This window comes from Streptomyces sp. NPDC057474 (genome assembly GCF_042802555.1).
Classification (GTDB): Bacteria; Actinomycetota; Actinomycetes; order Streptomycetales; family Streptomycetaceae; genus Streptomyces.
The window spans coordinates 1-1,090 of sequence record NZ_JBHVDX010000512.1; the positions used below are offsets into that span (position 1 = coordinate 1).

The 1,090-nt window shown below is 68.8% G+C and carries 1 protein-coding gene; it reads left to right on the top strand.

The genetic code is table 11. The features are described from left to right. The first annotated feature begins 135 nt into the window (after nt 1-135). Nucleotides 136-1,068 carry an endonuclease/exonuclease/phosphatase family protein gene (locus ACFU53_RS48145; protein ID WP_384007061.1) on the top strand — a complete coding sequence of 311 codons (933 nt, stop codon included), beginning with the start codon at nt 136-138 and terminating at the stop codon, nt 1,066-1,068. The last annotated feature ends 22 nt before the right edge of the window (nt 1,069-1,090 follow it).

Genomic DNA, 1,090 nt, shown 5'->3' on the forward strand with positions numbered 1-1,090 from the left:
GCCCCTGGGTCGGGCGCGCGCCCTCTTCGAGCCGTGTACACCTCGATATATCGACATGTTCATGACTATCATGGAAAGCCGTTCCACACTGTTGTGCGCACGACTCGCCCGGAAGCCGCCGCAGAAGGAGCCCCTGTGCCGAACCACAGCCGAGTCACGCGTCGCCTCAGCCTGAAGACCGCCCTCGCCGCGGCGGTTCTGCTGCCCCTGTCCCACGCCCGGTTGTCCGCCGAACCCGCCGTCGCGGCGGAGGATGCGGCGGAGGAAACGGCGGCGGAACTCGTCGGCCCCCGTCTCGACACCATGTCGTTCAACCTGCGCTACGCGAGCACCACCCGGCCCAACAGCTGGGCCGAGCGCAGGCCGGTGATGCGGGAACTGCTGCGGCAGGAGGCACCCCATGTCATCGGCACCCAGGAAGGCCTCCACCAGCAACTGCTCGACATCGAGGCCGACCTCGGAGCGAACTACCGCTGGATCGGCACCGGACGCGCGGGCGGCAACCGCGACGAGTTCATGGCGGTCTACTACGACACCCGCCGACTCGCGCCCGTCGAGTACCGGCACTTCTGGCTCTCCGACACTCCGGAGGTGCCCGGGTCGAACACCTGGGGCGGCGGCTCCATCCGGATGGTCACCTGGGTCCGGTTCCGCGATCTGCAGGACGACGGCAGACAGTTCTACGTCCTCAACACCCACCTCGACAACGCCAGCCAGTACGCCCGCGAGCGTGCCGCGGCCCTGATCGCCCAGCGCGTCGCCGGGTTCGACCGGTCGCTCCCCCTCGTCGTCACCGGCGACTTCAATGTCGCGGCCCACAAGAACGCGGTCTACGACACGATGCTGGGTGCCGGGCTCGTCGACACCTGGGACACGGCGGCGGAGCGCAACGACCTCTACGCGACGTTCCACGGCTACCGCCCGCTGACCCCGGGCGGCGACCGCATCGACTGGATCCTGACCACACCGGGCATCACGGCGCACCGGGCGGCCATCAACACCTACTCGTCGAACGGCCAGTTCCCCAGCGACCATCTGCCCGTACAGGCGTCGCTGACGCTGGGCTGAGGATCTCACCGGAGTCCGTGGG